The organism is uncultured Aquimarina sp. (genome assembly GCF_947492405.1).
Lineage (GTDB): Bacteria > Bacteroidota > Bacteroidia > Flavobacteriales > Flavobacteriaceae > Aquimarina.
The window spans coordinates 946,166-963,253 of the sequence record NZ_CANLMP010000002.1; the positions used below are offsets into that span (position 1 = coordinate 946,166).

The window sequence follows — 17,088 nt, forward strand, 5'->3', positions numbered from 1 at the left end:
GACTGGTCAACTAATTTCAAAAAAATGAACGCAATAAAAAAAATGAGTAATGCTACAAATGCATTTGCAAAACGATGGGCAGAGTTTGTTATAAAATTCAAATGGCCTGTTTTAATAGTTACGCTAGTTCTTGCGATGGGGCTAGGTTCTCAAGGAAATATGGAATTTGATGGGGATTATCACGTATTTTTCAGCAAATCAAATCCCGAATTAGAGGCTTTCGATGCTCTACAAGAAAAATATACCAAAGATGACAATGTAGTCATTGTTCTGACTCCATCTAATGGAGATATCTTTACCAAAGAAAACCTTACTGCGATAGAAGAGTTTACCGCAAAAGCCTGGAATACTCCTTACTCCTCTCGTGTAGATGCTGTTACTAATTTTCAGCATACTAGTGCCCAAGGAGATGATCTATATGTGGATGATTTATCCTATGAATCTTCTTCTAAAACCGAGACGGAGATTGCCATCATAAAAGAGAAAGCACTAAAAGAACCATTGCTTGTAAATCGTATCCTTAATGAAACAGGATCTGTAACTGCTATTAATGTTACGGTTCGCCTTCCCGGAGAAGATAGTGCAAAAGAAATACCTGAAGTTACCGCTTTTATTCGCAAAGCAATAGCAGATTTCAAAACAAAATATCCCAATTTCCAAGTACATTCTTCTGGGTTAGTACCCTTAAATACCGCATTCTTCGAATCTTCTATGAATGACTTGATGCTAACTATGATTATGCTAATTATAGTAATAATAACAACACTTGTTCTCACCAGAAGTATATACAGTACCATTGCCACGTTTATCGTAGTAATGTTTTCTATTATGAGCGCTGTAGGTTTTGTTGGGTTAATGGGGATAAAACTTACACCTCCTTCTTCTGTATTCCCCACAATGATATTAACCCTTGCCGTGGCAGACAGTATTCATATTCTGGTCACTATGCTACAGAAAATGCGTAAAGATGGATATACTAAAAAAGAAGCTTTAGTAGAATCCATGAGACTCAATTTTATGCCAGTATTTATAACTAGTTTAACCACAGTAATTGGATTCCTAACTATGAATTTCGGGGATGTTCCTCCATTCTGGGACTTAGGTAACATTACAGCTTTTGGGATGACCATGGCTTTCTTATTTTCCACAACTGCATTACCAGCTCTTATGGCCATTCTTCCTATTAAAGTAAAAGCAAAAACAAAAGTAGCTGCAGAAAAATCAAGTTGGTACACATCTTTAGGACATGCCGTTGCCAAGCAGCCTGTGCGATTGGCAATTATTTCTACCGTTGTAATCGGTATATTAACATTCTTAGCCACTAAAAATAGGTTTAATGATGAATTCATTAACTATTTTGATGAGTCAGTAACTTTTAGAACAGATACAGATTATATCAGTGAAAATCTAACAGGTATTTATAATGTAGAATTCTCTGTAGGCAGTGGAGAAAGCGGAGGAATTAATAGTCCGGAATACTTAAGGAAACTGAATGATTTTGAGGATTGGCTCAACCAACAACCTGAGGTAGTTCATGTAAATGCTTTTAGCGAAGTTGCCAGACGCGTGAATCGTTCAATGCATGGAGATGATGAAAATTATTATAGAATTCCTGATAGCCGAGAAGAAGCAGCACAGTATTTATTATTATACGAACTTTCGCTTCCCTTTGGATTAGATTTGAATAATCAAATCAATGTAGATAAGTCAGAAACACGAGTAACGGTTACTATTGAAAACATAAAGAGTGCTGACATGATTGCTTTTGCGGACAGAGCAGAAACCTGGTTGCAAAATAATACTCCTAAACCTATGCATGCTATTGGTGTAAGTCCTACACTCATGTTTTCCACACTTGGTTTCAGGCAAGCAGATAGTATGTTTAATGGTAATATCATTGCATTGATCCTGATTTCACTGGTACTAATGCTTGCTCTTAGAAATTTTAAATTAGGATTGTTAAGTATTATTCCAAATGTAACACCCGTTTTAGTTGGTTTTGGATTCTGGGCATTATACAAAGCTCAAATCAATACTGGGATGGTAATCGTATTTGGGATGACATTAGGAATCATAGTTGATGACACTGTTCATTTTATGAGCAAGTTTCTACGTGCACGTCGAGAATTGGGTTATGATGCTAAGGAAGCTGTAATTTATGCTTTCGAGACTGTAGGCAAAGCACTGGTTACGACAACAATAGTTCTTCTAGCAGGATTTGCTGTTCTTTCTACATCTTCTTTTGCATTAAACAGTTATATGGCTAGAATCACTCTAATTATTATTTCGTCCGCACTAATTATTGATTTTATATTACTCCCTTCATTATTGATCTTAACAAGCAAGAAGAGTGAATCAAAAGAAGACATCAAAGAGTTAAAACCTCAAATACAACTTGATAAATAATTTTAAAACATATTTTACAATGAAAAAAATAATTTTAGCAGGAGTTGCTTTATTAAGCATTTCTATAGTAACAGCACAAAGTGCAGAAGAAAGAGGATTACAAATCGCTAAAGAAGCTGACAAAGCAGATCAAGGATTTAATAGTTCTATAGTAAACCTAAAAATGACCCTAAAAAACAAAAACGGTCAGACTAGTGAACGCTTATTAGTTACAAGAACCTTGGAGCAATTAGATGATGGTGATAAATCAATGATTGTTTTTAATAGTCCAAAAGATGTAAAGGGAACCTCAACCTTAACTTTTACGCATAAAATCGGATCTGATGATCAATGGCTGTTTTTACCTTCTATAAAAAGAGTAAAAAGAATTTCTTCTAATAATAAATCAGGTCCTTTTGTAGGTAGTGAATTCGCCTATGAAGATCTTTCGTCTCAGGAAGTAGAAAAGTATGCCTATAAATTTCTAGAAGAAAAAGAAAACCTTCTTGTGGTAGAGCAAGATCCAGTTGATCCAAAATCAGGTTATACCAGACGGGTTGTTACTTATAATAAAGACAAGGCGTATCGCTTAGAAAAAGTAGAATTCTATGATCGTAAAAACTCCTTATTAAAAACACTCACATACGATGATTATAAATTGTACAAAGGAAAATTTTGGAGAGCATTGACTTTGAATATGGTAAACCATCAAAGTAATAAAGAAACACAATTAAAATTTAGCGATTATAATTTTGAATCTGAGCTTTCCGAAGACGATTTTACGCAAGTAGCGCTTAAAAGAGCCGGAAAATAATCATATAGCACAAAGCACACATAAGACACGTTTTTAATTGTACTCTTACTCGTTATCAAAAATCCTTCTAGTAATTAAAACTGTCTATGTGTGTTTCTTAAATCGTATTAAATGAGAATTAAAACCACTTTCCTTCTTCTAATTTTATTATTCCAAATAAGTTCTTACGCTCAGGAAAAAGAAAAAAAAGTCACTCACGACTTTGAATTAGAGTTAGAAGGAGAATATCGATATTTTTATGAAGATGCTCTTTTTGAAGATCAGAAGGATCATTTTCCATCACTAGGTATTACTCCCGAATATTCCTTAGAATGGAACAAAGGATATGAAAGTATCAATTTCAAAGGATTTTTTAGATTAGACGTTGATGATGAAAGAACACATTGGGATATCCGAGAACTTTATTATCAAAAAGCTAATAATAATTGGGAATTCAGTTTAGGTTTAAAAAAGGTGTATTGGGGAGTTACCGAAAGCAACCATCTTGTAGATATTATTAATCAAACGGATGCAGTAGAAACTTTTGATGGAGAGGAAAAGCTAGGACAACCAATGGCCCAGTTTACATGGAGTACAGAAAAATATGGATCTTTTGATTTTTTCTATCTTCCATATCACCGAAAACGAACTTTTTCGGGAAGAAAAGGAAGGCTTCGCTTTCCAACAGTAATTGATAAAGATGATCTAACGTATCAAAGTAGTGCAAAAGAATGGCGACAAGATTTTGCTTTCCGATGGAAACATTACTTTAGTATTTTCGATATTGGTCTTTCTCATTTCTATGGAAATGGTAGAGAGCCTCTTTTTGTATTCGACTCCGTCGGAAACATTAATGCTTTTTATCCGGTCATTAATCAGACAGGTTTAGATCTGCAAATTACTCACGATGCTTTTTTATGGAAACTGGAATCCATATATCGACATGCAGATGCGCAAGACTTCTTAGCTTTAGTAGCTGGTTTAGAATATACATTTTCGAATATTGACGGAAACGGTTTAGACATAGGAATTCTAGGAGAATATTTATATGATGAACGAGATGAATTAGCTTTAAATGCTTTGCAAAATGATGTGTTTATTGGTAGTCGTATAGCTTTTAATGATACACAAGATACCTCTATCCTGATCGGTGGAATTGTTGATTTAGAATCTAGTAGTAAAATTTTTAGCTTAGAAGCTTCCAGACGCTTTGGGAGCAGTTGGACAGCAGAAGTAGAAGCTAGAATCTTTAATAACATAGACGCTAACGAATTGATATTATCTAATTTCAGAGAAGATAGTTTTCTTAGAATTTCAATTTCAAAATACTTTTAAACTCAGTTTAACATTTTTAACTGTTTTTTCTAATCAAAAGTTAATTTGTTACAAAAAAATAATATTTAATAATCATTTGGGTTTAACATATTGTTAATAATTTAAACACAAACTCAAATGAAAATCAACAAATCAATCTTACTGTTGGGTACAGCCTTGGCCGTACTCTCGTGTTCAGAAAACGAACCAATTTCAGAATTAGAAAACCTAGAACCGGACAATCAAGTCTTTGATGGTGCAGAAAGAGCTAGTTTCAATAAAATTGGAACGACCGAAGAAGGTTTTTACGCAGGATTACCAATCAGCTATGAATTAGTAGATGGAAAAAGAATTTTTGAAGGTGACATTATCCTTCCAAAAGACGAAGTATATACGGAAGATTCTAATTTTGTATTAGAAGACGGACAAGATCCTTCGTTAAGCAGAAGTGTTGGACGTACCTCTGGCAGGTGGCCTAATAATACAGTTTACTATACCATAGCAAGTGATCTTCCTAATAAATCCAGAGTTACTAATGCAATTGCAAGCTGGGAAAACAATACCAATCTTACTTTTATCGAAAGAACTAATGAATCCAACTACATCTATTTTAGGCCTGGTAGCGGATGTTCATCAAGCGTAGGAATGGTCGGCGGAAGACAAAATATCAATTTGGCAAGTGGTTGCAGTACTGGAAACACTATTCACGAAATTGGTCATGCTGTTGGATTATGGCATGAGCAAAGTAGAGCTGATAGAGATCAATATGTTACTATTAATTTTCAAAACATACAATCTGGTAGAGATTTCAACTTCAAAACTTATGTAGAACAAGGATATGACGGAGACGAATATACTGGTACATTAGATTTTGGATCTATCATGATGTATGGTGCGTATTCATTCTCTAGAAACGGTCAACCAACAATTACCAAAAAAGATGGAAGTACATATTCTGTTCAGAGAAATGCATTATCTACAGCAGATTTAGAAGGAATTGATAAAATGTACCCTGATGGTGGGGATGGTGGTGGCGAACCAACCTACGAAAATGGGCAATACTACACAGTTTATGGACTAAGAGTATACCGATATAATGATAAATGGTACTACTACAGTTCTAGAGGATGGAGAGAGGTAGTTTATATCAATGGCGCTTGGTATTATGCTTAATCTATGATATTATATTTGATTAATTGTTTTAAGCCTTAGGTTCATAATACCTAAGGCTTTTAATTTTTAGTTGCAACGATATTCCCTATTTTTGGTCTGTTATTGAAAATCTTATGATGAGATCATTGTTATCCATATTACTAATATCAACTATCATCTGTCTTGGGTGTAAAAATGAAAATACTGTTAACACTACAGAGGAAACTGAAATTGTTCAACTTGATAGTTTATCAAAAGAAAAAGCTGACATAGACGTATTAAAACTTTCTACACAAACAGCTAAAGATTTAGAAAGCTTTGAAGATTTCCAGAATCTTAAGAATTTAATACTATCCTTAAATAAATCAAACCCTTTTCGTATCAGGAAATATGCAGATAGTGTTGATTTATTAGTACAGAATTTCAAAGAAAATTTATCTGAGGATTTAAAAGTTAACCCCATAAATTCAAGAATTGCCGTTTTAGCTACCGAATCAGGGTTATTACTCCAGCTAACGCAAAAGCAAAAGCAAGACGCTCAGAAATTAATGGATGCTAATATCAGATTACTTACAGCCTATAATAGTTTAATTATTCAGCTAAATGAGTTGTCATTAGCAATACCAGAAGATATTGAAAAGGAACTGCTGAGAGAGCGAGATATTTTAAGGGATTCTATTCTAAATCCGGAAGAAAACAATCTAGAAATTGAAGAGTAAGTTATTATGAAAAACATTATTATTTTTATTTGTCTTGTAGTTGCAATTACCTCTACAGCTCAGACAAAGGATGTTAAACTCAATGGCGAGAAACAAGAAATCAATCAGATTTTAGAGCAATGGCACAAAGCTGCTGCTGATGCTTCGTATGATTCATATTTTGGACTAATGACTGAGGACGCTATATTTATTGGAACTGATGCCACAGAAAATTGGGATTTGGTCTCTTTCAAAGCATTTTCTAAACCATATTTTGATAAAGGAAAAGCATGGAGTTTTAGTACTTTAGAAAGAAATATATTTACACAAACTACGGCGAATCTAGCTTGGTTTGATGAATTATTAGACACACAAATGGGTATCTGTCGAGGTAGCGGTGTATTAGAAAAAACAAAAGAAGGCTGGAAAGTAAAACATTATGTGCTTTCTATTGCCATACCTAATGAAAATGTAAAAGAAATCACTACACTCAAAAAAACCTTTGATAATGATTTAATAAAGAAACTAAGAAGTGAGTAGCACTAAAACAAAGTTTTTCTAAACTCTTCTATATTAGCATAGCACTTAGTTGCTCCGTTCTCTAATAGCTTTTCTTTGTTTTTGTCACCTATTCCAACAAAATCTAAGGATAGATTCTGTGCCGTTTTTAGATCCCAAAGTCCATCTCCTACGGAAACAATATTTGTAAAAAATGGTTTGCTGTAAAAAGCTTTTGCCCTTTCTATCGCATCCATAACAAAACCTTCTCTTGGTTCATGGGTCATAGAAGTAGCCAGTAACGCTTTGTCATACCAAATATCACATTGTTCTAACTTCAGCATAGCTGGTTTAGGTAATGCGCCGGTTGCAAAACAAAACGGTATTGATTTCTCTCTAAAAAGTTGTATTAAAGATTTAGCCCCTTTAATCTCTTTTACGGGATCAAACTCATGCATCTGTTTAACCAGGTCATTCTCAAAATCATCTAACAGACCCTTTGAAAACGTATCTTTAAAATTACGCTCATAATTATAACGTAATGCATAACTATCTGTATGATGCTTGTAATTATTATAATCCGTATCAATATCTTTAATTCCTAAACTCATCATAGCTTTGGTCACAGAAATAAGATACATTGCTACACTATCGGTTAAGGTACCATCAATGTCGAATATATAAAGTGTGTCTTTCAGAAGAAATGATTTTAGCTACAAAGAATATTTAAGTGATAGAATGAAATTTCTCCCAGCACCTGCTATACCAGAAGAATAAGGTCGATAACGCTGATCCGTAATATTCTCCATAGTCAACGTTGCTTGTAAACTTTTAGTAAACTGATATCTTGATCGTATATTAAGTGTATACCAAGAAGGAGAATATGGATTTCCATTTTCGTCGAGCGCATATAAAAAGTCGTTATTTTGCTGTGATGGTGCTAATTCTTCAAAATCAAATTGACCATTATATATTGCCGAGAAATCAATCATCCACTTATCTTTAGTATAGGTAAGATTCGTACTTCCGAATTGAGGAGCTACGTGTCTTGATGGTGCAATGGAACCATCATCTAGCTCTTCTTCTCCACCAGTAAATGTATATTTTGAAGAAAGATTAAAGTTTTTTATAAAATCATAACTAATACCAGCTTCGAAACCATAGACTTGCGCATTTGCCGCATTCTGAATTGCCTGAACACCCAACTCTTCTTGATCCTCTCCCTCACCTACTGTAACAGTAGGACTACCATTAAACAAAAAATCCCTTCGAACTAGTGCATTATCCAATTGCGTATAATACGTAGCTAGATCCATTTTAAAATTTTCACCCAGATTTACAGTTAAACCAATTTCACCATTATATGCGTATTCTGGTTCCAAATCTGGATTAGGCACCACGATAGAGCCTTCTTCAGAATCAAAGATTTTACCCACATCATCAATATTGGGCGCTCTAAATGCTGTTGAAAAATTGAATTTCCATTGTAGAATATCATTTGGCAGCCAACTAATTCCAGCAGTTCCTGTAAAGGCTTCTGTATCTAAATTAGCTTCTGTAAATGGAAAATCAAAAAATGCATCATCAAATTCTGAATATAAAATAATTCTGTTATAACGAATACCTCCTTGAAATCTTAATTTCTCACTTAATTTACTTTTTAAACTAGCATATGCCGCTATAGATTGCCAAGTAGATCCATCAGGGTATCTCGATTGTGCTGCAGTGACATCATTAGTAACAATATTTAATGCTGAACCTTCTGAATACACTTGATTTATAATATATTCTAAACCATAATATACAGATGTCTTATCATCAAACTTTTTTTCAAAATCAATATTCGCCGAATACGCATCTACATCTTCTTTTGTTCTAGACAATATATCACTTCCAAAATCACGATCGTTTCTACTTTCTTGAAAATTTTGATATGCTGCTGTGAATTTCGCTTTATCGTATAATCGATTTTTCCATTTATTGGTTAATTGAAGATTTCCCATTAACCATTTTTGAGGACCATAATACCATTCTGCAGATCTCAAATTTCCGTCTCTACGACGAATCAAACGATCATATCTAGGGTAATCTGATGTTTTTGTATAGATGAAACCCGCATTGATGTCCCATCTTTCATTAGGAATAAAATGTACTTTTTGCAAGAAATTTATTTGATCATATCCTGTGAACACCTGAGTTTCTGGGTCATCATTTTCTATAACAGTGTCTACGCCATCAATAGTCTCTATGTATTCATTTCGCAAATAATCATCTGGACCATGACTTCCCATCTTAAGATCGTCAAAATCCGTATAACTCACACTTGTTAAAAACGCCCATTTTTCTAAACCGATATTAAAATCAATATGACCCGTTTTCTCATTACTTGCACTGGCATATCTCATTATTGCGTTACCACTCAACTTATTTTTACCACGTATCGCTATCTTTGGTTGAGCTGTATAAAAATTCATTACACCTCCTACAGCATCACTTCCATACACTACAGATCCAGGGCCTAGTATTACCTCTGTTCTGTCTATAGTAAAAGGATCCACAGATATTACGTTTTGTACGTTTCCACCTCTAAAAATTGCATTATTCATACGTACTCCATCTACAGTAAGCAATAATCTATTTGTAGAAAATCCACGAATTATTGGACTTCCTCCTCCTAATTGACTTTTTTGTATAAATACTTGACCGCTACTTTGTAAAAGATCTGCAGAAGTTTGTGGTGTAGAAAAAGCAATCTCATCAGAAGTTATGCTAACAATCTTTTGGGTCACATCTTTTTTATCCTGTTCCCATTTTGATACAGAAATAACAACTTCGGATAATTGGTTTTCATCTACTTCAAGATATACTGTATTAGAAGATGCTGTAATTTGAGATTTAGTAGCTGTAGCAGTAATATGAGAAATATGAACAAAATATAGTGTTTCAGTTTCAGAAAAAACTGAAATATCCGCTATTCCATCAAAATCCGTTAGGGCTGTTTTCGATTTCGTTTTATTATGAATTGTAACACTAGGAATCGGCTGATTATTTGATCTACTTAGCACCGTGATACTTTGAGCAGCATTATCTGTGATAAAAAATAAAGTGAATACAACAACTAAAAATAAGCGCATTACTTAACTAAAAATTTCATTCAAAATAGAAAGCGACTTCGGTTTTTTAAAACCGTGCAAATGTAGCTCAAAATATACTAATAACATGCTAAGAATTTCATTTCTTGCCATTCTAGACATTTTAATACTCATACTTTCTTCAAATGTCGTGCCTAAAAACTTCTTCAGGATCAAAACACTATTTCCTTCTATACAATACACATTTGAACTGTTGTATTGAAAACAACCATCCTGCATATTAAAGATAGGCAAAGAGATATCTGATACATCAGGATAAAAACCTAAATACTGCGTAAGTTTTATCAAAAATGAAATATGAAAATTCCCAATATTATCATGAGAATCTAACCACAAAAATGTTGTTTCTAAATAATGAAAAAGTTCTTCGTTTACTTCTTCTTCGTGAATTGTATTTTTTAATATTTCTGAAAGAAAAAACACTAATGAACTTTTAACAAAATCTGTATGCAGCGATTGATATGGAATTAGAATTTTAGCTTCCTTAATTCTTTCTAATGTACCTTTATCTTTATGATTAGCTTCAATCTCTAAGAGTGTCAAAGGTTGAAATAAAGATGATCTTATTTTTCCTCGTTTTGATTTTAATATACCTTTTAATAGATATGAACGTAATCCGCTGGTTTTTGTTAACAAAGAGACTATTAAATCACTTTCTCCATAACGTAAAGAGTGAATTACTATAGCCGAAGTTTGCACAATCATTATCTAACAATCAAAAGCTTAGAAACAGTGGTTTCGCCCTGATCTTCTCCGGTAACTAAAATAAGATAAACTCCAGAAGCGACTTTATGTCTTCCAAAGGCTGTAGTATCCCATTGAATACTTCCTCCTTCGCTAATTTCTTCATACACTAAATTACCTTCGATATCTGTAATCTTAACATTTGCTCTGCTTGTTAATCCCTTTATGGTAACTCGCCCATTAAATCCCGGCCTTACGGGATTAGGAAATGCTGCTACGTTATCTAGATTACTTTCAGGTCCTGTTGCTGTTCCTTTAAATTCAAGCAACCCTAGTTCAGTTGCAAAATAAACGGATCCAGTGGAATCATCTACAGAAATGTCTCTAACATTATTTGTAGGTAAGGGAGAATTATCTTGTGTGAAATGTGCTAGGGTTTCCTGACCATCTGAAGAGAAATAAAACACACCTGATGATGCTGTTGCTACCCACTTGTTATTAGATCCATCTGCTTCAATATCTGTGATTGTTTGATCAAATAAAAGTTCTTGAGGAACACCTTCTTCATCCAATATAATAACCTGACTAGCTCTTGGATTATTTTGTTGGAACGCTCCAGAAGTATTAAATAGTACTCTAATTCCTCTAAAAGTACCTATCCATAGCTGATTATTTCGATCCATTTCTAAAGCCAAAACATAATTACTAGGCAAATTAGAAGCTTCTGCTTCTCCCAACAACTGAATTAGATCTCCAGTACTAGAATTATAACCTATGACTCCAGAATTCCAACCTCCCAAAAACAAATTTCCTTCTCTATCAATTACCGTATCAGAAAAACCAAGATTATCTCCGGGATTCGGTATAAATTCACTTAAATCTACATTTAAAATTTGTGATGAGCTTGGTGAAAATCTTCTTAAACCGTTATCAATTCTGGAATTATTAATCCACAAATTTCCTTCATTATCGAATACCGAACCATTTAACCTTAGAGCATCCCCAAAATCGCTATTAGTCTCATTATACAATTCAGTGACAACGTTGTTATTTACCTCTAATAAACCATCCTCATAACTACTAATAAAAACCTGATCTTCATTATTAGGGTTTATGGTGATATGAGATAAAGATGTCACTCCTAGCACCTCTTCTTTAGGAATATTAAACCATCCCCCTGATGTAAGTTTACTAATACCACACTGCTTAAGCGGTCCTAATCCAAATGGATTAAAATTCACATCATACCGACCAAAAACTACCCATAAATTATCGTTTAAAGCTTCTAAACCAAAAGCAGAATTAAGTAATGGCCCCTCGGGAGTAACCGAAGTTTTTGCATTTAAGTTATTTAAATCAATCTCTAACAACCCTCTAGTTCGAGTTCCAATGTATATATTATTATCAAAGGTTAGTGCAGAATTAAGTAAAAAAGTGTCTTCTGGAGTACTTACAACAGATGCTATCTCTTGAAAATTAGAATCAACTACCAATGCATTATTAGATGTAACTACAGTTAAACCTTCTGAGCCAACAGATACATCTATAATATTTGCAGGAGCCGTAACAACAGTGGTTAACGTAGAGCCATCTAACCTACGAACAAGGTTATTATTTTCCCAAACAAGAATTTGATCGTTAAACAGTGTAATACCATTATATCCTCCAGGAATCAAAGTAGTCCATTGGTTAAAATCTACTAGGTTCGGATTATTAACATCTGCTATCAATATACCGTTATCAGTAGTAGTTGCATATATAGAATTGTCTGATACGGCTGTTCCTGTAATATTTATTTGCGATCCTGCCGGGCCAACAAAAAAAGTATCTCCAAATTCAATTCTTTCTAAATTAAACTCTACAATTCCAAACTCTGTAGAAATTAATAATTTATCCTGATCCTCGAAAAAATGATTAATTCTTTTTTGTACTGGAGGAATTGTTGGTTTTTCTAAAATATCAATAAAGGTTCTCACCTCATCATCTATGATTAATTCCAATAATCCATTTTCATAACCAATAGCCGTAATATCATATATAGAACTGTGATAAATGGTAGAAATAACTTCTCCAGACAAACCATTTACGGTCGTAAAAGTTTCTGAAGTTCTAGTATCTGTATCATAAATAAAAACAGCGTTCTCAGAAGCCACATAAACTTTATTGTCGATAGCATATGTATCTTTAATCTGAAAATAGGAATAATGCCCAGTCCATTGATTACTGAAATCTTGAGCAAAAAGACATAATGGAAAAATTAGGAGTATTAATTGTCTGAAATATTGCATAATTTATGAGTGATATTAACCTGCCTTGATAACACGCTAAAATACTAAATATTGCTTTCAAATAATGAAAAAAGCCGTTCTAATCTAGTAAGAACGGCTTTGATAATAAATACGTATTATTATTTATATAACTCCTTGTGCTAACATAGCATCAGCAACTTTTACAAAACCTGCAATATTTGCTCCTTTTACATAATCAACATATCCATCCTCATTAGTTCCAAACTCAAGACAAGCAGAATGAATTTCTCTCATTATTTGCCTTAATTTTTCATCTACTTCTTCACGAGTCCATTTATACCTCAATGAATTTTGCGTCATTTCTAATCCAGATGTTGCAACACCACCTGCATTAGATGCTTTACCTGGTGCAAAGAAAATTTTTGCTTTATGGAAAACTTCAATTGCCTTATGCGTACTTGGCATATTTGCTCCTTCACTTACACAAATACATCCATTAGCAACTAGTTTTTCAGCATCATCACCGTGTAATTCATTTTGTGTTGCGCACGGTAATGCAATCTCACATTTTACCTCCCAAGGAGTCTTTCCTTTATGAAATTCTGCTGATGGATACTTCTCAACATACTCATTAATACGTCCTCTTTTTACATTTTTAAGTTCCATTACAAACGCTAGCTTTTCTTCATCAATACCGTCTGCATCATAAATATATCCAGATGAATCTGATAAAGTAACCACTTTTCCTCCTAGTTGTGTTGCCTTCTCTGCTGCATATTGTGCAACGTTCCCAGAGCCAGAAACAGTTATTGTTTTTCCTTCAAAAGAATCACCTTTAGTTCCCAGCATATCTTGTGCAAAATACACAGTACCATATCCTGTAGCTTCTGGACGAATCAATGATCCTCCCCAAGTAATTCCTTTTCCGGTAAGTACACCTGTAAACTCATTACGCATCTTACGGTACATACCAAATAAGAACCCTATCTCTCGACCTCCTACACCAATATCTCCTGCAGGAATATCAGTATTAGGTCCAATATGTCTATAAAGCTCACTCATAAAACTATGACAAAAACGCATAATCTCATCATCTGATTTCCCTTTAGGATCGAAATCAGATCCTCCTTTACCACCGCCCATAGGAAGCGTAGTCAAACTATTTTTAAAAACCTGTTCGAAAGCTAAAAACTTTAGAATACTTAAATTCACCGAAGGATGAAAACGAAGTCCTCCTTTATATGGACCGATTGCAGAATTCATCTGAATTCTGTATCCTCTATTTACATGTATTTCTCCTTTATCATCTACCCAAGGTACACGAAACATTATAGCTCTCTCGGGTTCTACCATTCTTAGTAAAATGTTCTTCCCATTATAAATTTCTTTTGTTGCGATATAAGGAATTACCGTTTCCGCAACTTCTTGTACTGCCTGTAGGAACTCTGGCTCATGCGCATTACGAGCTCTTACTTCTTCCATAAATGCATCTATCTTTGCTTGCATATGTTAATAGGATTAAAAGATTCTTGTTTAAAGGTTAATTCAACGTGTCAAATATATGTTATTCTCAAAAAAATACATCTATTTTTTTGAATTTAATAATGTTTTATTCAATCGCTTGTTCTAGATCCGAGATTAAGTCATCTACATCTTCTATCCCAACACTTAATCTGATCAAAGCATCAACTACTCCCGTTTTCTCACGTTCTTCTTTTGGAATTGATGCATGTGTCATACTTGCTGGATGTCCTGCTAAACTTTCTACACCTCCAAGTGATTCTGCCAAAGTAAAAATCTTTAAGTTTTCTACTATTTTAATCGCTTCATCATAATTACTACCTTTAGGAACAAAAGATATCATACCTCCATACCCATCCATTTGTTCTTTAGCAATATTGTGATTAGGATGCTCTTCAAATCCAGGCCAATATACTTTTTCAATTTTAGGATGATTTTTAAGGTATTTAGCAATTGCCTCGCCATTTTCGCAATGACGTTGCATACGGATGTGTAATGTTTTAATTCCCCTAAGTGCTAAAAAACTATCCTGAGGTCCGCAAACGGCTCCACTTGCATTCTGAATAAAATACAAACGTTTCGCAACCTCATCATCTCTAACAATTAAAGCTCCCATTACCAAATCACTATGCCCTCCTATATATTTTGTAGCACTATGCATTACAATATCAGCACCAAGATCTAAAGGCCTTTGTAGGTATGGTGTCGCAAATGTATTATCAACAGCCAATAAAATATTATGTTTTTGTGACACCTTAGCGATTGCTTTGATATCGATAATATTCATCATTGGATTCGTAGGTGTTTCTACCCAGATCAATTTGGTGTTTTTATTTATATACGCTTCAACCTTATTGGCATTGTCCATTCCAATGAATTGAAATTTAATTCCGAAATTTTCAAATATCTTAGTAAACAATCGATAAGTTCCTCCATATAAATCATTAGTAGAAACAACTTCATCTCCAGGTTTTAGCAACTTGATTACTGCATCGATAGCAGCCAATCCAGATCCAAACGCCAAACCATATTTTCCGTTTTCTATACTTGCCAAAGAATTTTCTAATGCTTTTCTAGTTGGATTATGTGTTCTACTGTATTCAAACCCTTTATGACCTCCTGGTGTTGTTTGGGCATAGGTAGAAGTTTGATATATCGGGGGCATTACTGCTCCATAAGCAAGATCAGGCTCTTGTCCTCCGTGTATTGTTTTAGTATTAAACTTCAATACTTTAAATTTTTACAATAATTCTTAATTTTTTGACATTCCTTTAGTCAACTCTAATATTTTCGAACAGAAAAAATTAACTTGTTCATTTTTATGTTAAAAAACTGAACAAATGTATGATTTAATTCGTTCTAATCATATCTCAATGAATACCTTTAGTAGATGATTAACACAAAACCTAACACCATACCTAGGATCCTTTTTTTTCTAGTAATTATAGTATGTTTTAATAGCTGTGACACCAACGAATCTTTGATCTTTAGGAAGAGAACAATAGCCATTGATGATTTTTTTGATTGTCAAACTACCAATTGTGTAATTACAGAAATTCTTCTGGTAGAATCTATTACCGAAAGTAAAGTATCAAAAAGCATCAATCGAGTAATTGAAAAAGCTGCTTGTGGTGTTTTAAATTTTGAAGACGATGCTTCTTTGGACACAATAGAGAAAGCTCTTCAAAATTTTAATACTTCTTATCAAGAAATATTAAAAGAGTTTCCCGAAGAAATCATTCCATATGAAGCTAGTATATATTCTGATGTTAGCTTTCAGAATTCAGATATACTCTCTATAGTTATAGATTCGTACTTATTTACAGGTGGTGCACACGGAAGCGGCAATACTAGATACTTAAACATGGACCTAAAAACCGGTAAACTCATTGAAAACAAAAAATTACTAAATAATTACGATGAATTTTCAAGTTTCGCTGAGAAAGCATTTAGAAAAACTTATGAAATACCTGAAGATGCATCTATAAATAGTACTGGTTTCTTTTTTGAAAACGAGACTTTTATTCTTCCTACTAACATTGGAATAACCGATGATCATCTCATCCTATGGTATAATCAGTATGAGATTGCTTCATACGCTGAAGGACCCATAGAACTAAAATTTAACAAAAAAGAAGTTTCGAATTTTTTCTCCGTAGATATTTTATAATGATTTTTTAAGAGCTAAAATATAACCAAGGTGGATTCCTTCATGAAAATTATTAAAGCTGATAGCGTCTTTCACAGATTTTAATACAAAACCGGTACTTGTTGGATACTCAGTATACTCTTTAAAAATATCAGCACTAATATCTTCTTCCGTTTTATCTAAGGTAGAAAACAATAATTCTCTAATTGTACTTACTTCTTCTTGCGAAACCGTTCGTTCTGTTTTGGTTCCCTTCTTATAAAGATTTACCAGTTCATCGTCAATAATTAGAGGCAACCCACTTAATTTATAAACAAGTAGTTGCTGTGTGACCACTACATGAGCTATATTCCAAATCAAATTATTAGAAAATCCTTCAGGAACTCTATTAAGATCCTCTAACGAATAGTTATCCATAATTTTGAGCAATAATCTCCTATTGGTTCTTGTAATTTCTAATAGATCTTTCATATTCAACTAGTAAATGTTCTTA

The 17,088-nt window shown here is 33.6% G+C and carries 14 protein-coding genes; 7 read left to right on the top strand and 7 right to left on the bottom strand.

Going from position 1 to position 17,088, the window contains the following annotated elements:
- Positions 1–24: 24 nt before the first annotated feature.
- The 6 genes from Q0829_RS10355 to Q0829_RS10380 all read left to right on the top strand — a co-directional run bounded on the left by Q0829_RS10355 (position 25) and on the right by Q0829_RS10380 (position 6,882).
- On the top strand, positions 25–2,406 hold the full coding sequence (locus Q0829_RS10355) for an efflux RND transporter permease subunit (RefSeq protein WP_298542176.1): 2,382 nt from the start codon (positions 25–27) through the stop codon (positions 2,404–2,406).
- A gap of 19 nt (positions 2,407–2,425) precedes the next feature.
- The gene (locus Q0829_RS10360; RefSeq protein ID WP_298542177.1) at positions 2,426–3,199 is read left to right on the top strand and encodes an outer membrane lipoprotein-sorting protein; all 774 of its coding nucleotides are present in this window, start codon (positions 2,426–2,428) and stop codon (positions 3,197–3,199) included.
- A 111-nt stretch (positions 3,200–3,310) separates the two neighbouring features.
- Positions 3,311–4,513 (top strand): hypothetical protein, encoded by a 1,203-nt coding sequence (locus Q0829_RS10365; RefSeq protein WP_298542180.1) that lies wholly within the window; start codon positions 3,311–3,313, stop codon positions 4,511–4,513.
- Positions 4,514–4,630: 117 nt separating this feature from the next.
- Positions 4,631–5,665 carry a M12 family metallopeptidase gene (locus tag Q0829_RS10370; RefSeq protein WP_298542183.1) on the top strand — a complete coding sequence of 345 codons (1,035 nt, stop codon included), beginning with the start codon at positions 4,631–4,633 and terminating at the stop codon, positions 5,663–5,665.
- A gap of 116 nt (positions 5,666–5,781) precedes the next feature.
- Positions 5,782–6,363: a hypothetical protein gene (locus Q0829_RS10375; RefSeq protein ID WP_298542185.1), complete on the top strand. Its 582-nt coding sequence runs from the start codon at positions 5,782–5,784 to the stop codon at positions 6,361–6,363.
- Positions 6,364–6,369: 6 nt separating this feature from the next.
- Entirely contained in the window at positions 6,370–6,882 is a 513-nt protein-coding gene (locus Q0829_RS10380; protein ID WP_298542187.1) for a nuclear transport factor 2 family protein, read from the top strand.
- Positions 6,883–6,884: 2 nt separating this feature from the next.
- Here Q0829_RS10380 and Q0829_RS10385 read toward each other — a convergent pair whose 3' ends face one another.
- The 6 genes from Q0829_RS10385 to Q0829_RS10410 form a co-directional block, all read right to left on the bottom strand.
- Positions 6,885–7,538, bottom strand: coding sequence for an HAD family hydrolase (locus tag Q0829_RS10385; RefSeq protein WP_366893111.1), 654 nt, complete (start codon positions 7,536–7,538; stop codon positions 6,885–6,887).
- A gap of 15 nt (positions 7,539–7,553) precedes the next feature.
- Positions 7,554–9,974: a TonB-dependent receptor gene (locus tag Q0829_RS10390; RefSeq protein WP_298542190.1), complete on the bottom strand. Its 2,421-nt coding sequence runs from the start codon at positions 9,972–9,974 to the stop codon at positions 7,554–7,556.
- A gap of 3 nt (positions 9,975–9,977) precedes the next feature.
- Positions 9,978–10,697: a DNA repair protein RecO gene (gene recO, locus Q0829_RS10395; RefSeq protein WP_298542193.1), complete on the bottom strand. Its 720-nt coding sequence runs from the start codon at positions 10,695–10,697 to the stop codon at positions 9,978–9,980.
- A complete protein-coding gene (locus Q0829_RS10400) occupies positions 10,697–12,964 on the bottom strand; it encodes a two-component regulator propeller domain-containing protein (protein ID WP_298542200.1) in 2,268 nt (755 codons plus the stop codon). The genes recO and Q0829_RS10400 overlap by 1 nt, the downstream gene beginning before the upstream one ends.
- A 123-nt stretch (positions 12,965–13,087) precedes the next feature.
- Positions 13,088–14,431: an NADP-specific glutamate dehydrogenase gene (gdhA, locus tag Q0829_RS10405; protein ID WP_298542203.1), complete on the bottom strand. Its 1,344-nt coding sequence runs from the start codon at positions 14,429–14,431 to the stop codon at positions 13,088–13,090.
- Between the two features lie 103 nt (positions 14,432–14,534).
- On the bottom strand, positions 14,535–15,674 hold the full coding sequence (locus Q0829_RS10410; protein WP_298542205.1) for a cystathionine gamma-synthase: 1,140 nt from the start codon (positions 15,672–15,674) through the stop codon (positions 14,535–14,537).
- Between the two features lie 162 nt (positions 15,675–15,836).
- On the opposite strand from Q0829_RS10410, the gene Q0829_RS10415 reads away from it, so the two are divergent.
- A complete protein-coding gene (locus tag Q0829_RS10415; RefSeq protein WP_298542207.1) occupies positions 15,837–16,616 on the top strand; it encodes a DUF3298 and DUF4163 domain-containing protein in 780 nt (259 codons plus the stop codon).
- Here the strand turns inward: Q0829_RS10415 and Q0829_RS10420 are convergent.
- On the bottom strand, positions 16,611–17,066 hold the full coding sequence (locus Q0829_RS10420; RefSeq protein WP_298542209.1) for a DinB family protein: 456 nt from the start codon (positions 17,064–17,066) through the stop codon (positions 16,611–16,613). The genes Q0829_RS10415 and Q0829_RS10420 overlap by 6 nt on opposite strands.
- Positions 17,067–17,088: the final 22 nt, after the last annotated feature.

Coding starts and splice junctions, on each gene's coding strand:
- Q0829_RS10355 (WP_298542176.1), top strand. CDS start 25: ATGAACGCAATAAAAAAAATGAGTAATGCTACAAATGCATTTGCAAAA.
- Q0829_RS10360 (WP_298542177.1), top strand. CDS start 2,426: ATGAAAAAAATAATTTTAGCAGGAGTTGCTTTATTAAGCATTTCTATA.
- Q0829_RS10365 (WP_298542180.1), top strand. CDS start 3,311: ATGAGAATTAAAACCACTTTCCTTCTTCTAATTTTATTATTCCAAATA.
- Q0829_RS10370 (WP_298542183.1), top strand. CDS start 4,631: ATGAAAATCAACAAATCAATCTTACTGTTGGGTACAGCCTTGGCCGTA.
- Q0829_RS10375 (WP_298542185.1), top strand. CDS start 5,782: ATGAGATCATTGTTATCCATATTACTAATATCAACTATCATCTGTCTT.
- Q0829_RS10380 (WP_298542187.1), top strand. CDS start 6,370: ATGAAAAACATTATTATTTTTATTTGTCTTGTAGTTGCAATTACCTCT.
- Q0829_RS10390 (WP_298542190.1), bottom strand. CDS start 9,974: ATGCGCTTATTTTTAGTTGTTGTATTCACTTTATTTTTTATCACAGAT.
- recO (WP_298542193.1), bottom strand. CDS start 10,697: ATGATTGTGCAAACTTCGGCTATAGTAATTCACTCTTTACGTTATGGA.
- Q0829_RS10400 (WP_298542200.1), bottom strand. CDS start 12,964: ATGCAATATTTCAGACAATTAATACTCCTAATTTTTCCATTATGTCTT.
- gdhA (WP_298542203.1), bottom strand. CDS start 14,431: ATGCAAGCAAAGATAGATGCATTTATGGAAGAAGTAAGAGCTCGTAAT.
- Q0829_RS10415 (WP_298542207.1), top strand. CDS start 15,837: ATGATTAACACAAAACCTAACACCATACCTAGGATCCTTTTTTTTCTA.
- Q0829_RS10420 (WP_298542209.1), bottom strand. CDS start 17,066: ATGAAAGATCTATTAGAAATTACAAGAACCAATAGGAGATTATTGCTC.